The sequence below is a fragment of the Phenylobacterium sp. 58.2.17 genome (genome assembly GCF_026411515.1).
GTDB lineage: Bacteria > Pseudomonadota > Alphaproteobacteria > Caulobacterales > Caulobacteraceae > Phenylobacterium.
The window spans coordinates 1-688 of sequence record NZ_JAPMTQ010000106.1 but is presented as its reverse complement, the minus strand read 5'-3'; the positions used below and the strand labels follow the sequence as shown (position 1 = coordinate 688).

Sequence of the window (688 nt, the reverse complement as noted above, 5' to 3'; positions counted from 1 at the left end):
CCCCCGCCTTTATACACGCCAACCCGGCCACCCCAGAACATGAGGCTAGTCTCGTGGGCTCGTAGATTTTTATAAGAGACAGCGCTGGAGGCGCGCCTCGCCCGCGTCCGCGCGCTGGCCGAGGCCGCGCGCCTGGCCGGCAAGACCCCCTTCGGAGCCTGACCATGCTGCTCAGCAAGCGAAACCTGCTCACCGGCGCGGCGCTCGCCGCCGCCCTGGCCGCCGGCTACGGCCTGGCCACGTTCGGCCCCGCCCCCGCCCCCGCCGACGCCGGCGGCGAGGAAACTCGTGGCGAAGAGGGGCACGCCGACGAAAAGGGCGGCGAGGAAGGCTTCATCGCCCTGGCCGCCGACCAGGCCGCGGCCGCCGGCGTCGCCGTGGTCACCGTCGGCCGCGGCGGAGGCTCGGACATCCGCCTGACCGGCCGGGTCGAGGCCGCGCCCGACGCTCGCGCCGTCGTCGCCGCCCCGGTGTCCGGCGTGGTGGAGCGCGTGCTGCTCTCGCCCGGCGCCCAGGTCACGGCCGGCGGCGGGGTCGCCGTGATCCGCAGCGCCGACGGCGCGCTGGTCCGCGCCGAGGCCTCGGCCGCCGCCGCCGAGGCCCAGGCCGCTCAGGCCAAGCTCGCCCGCGAGGACCTGTCTCTTATACACAAATACGAGCCCACCAGACTAGCCTCATGATCTGGGGT

General features: G+C 74.6%; 1 protein-coding gene. It reads left to right on the top strand.

Going from position 1 to position 688, the window contains the following annotated elements; all coding sequences use genetic code 11:
- Positions 1-164 precede the first annotated feature (164 nt).
- Positions 165-680, top strand: a complete 516-nt coding sequence (locus OUA97_RS23240; RefSeq protein ID WP_267234448.1) for a hypothetical protein — start codon at positions 165-167, stop codon at positions 678-680.
- The last annotated feature ends 8 nt before the right edge of the window (positions 681-688 follow it).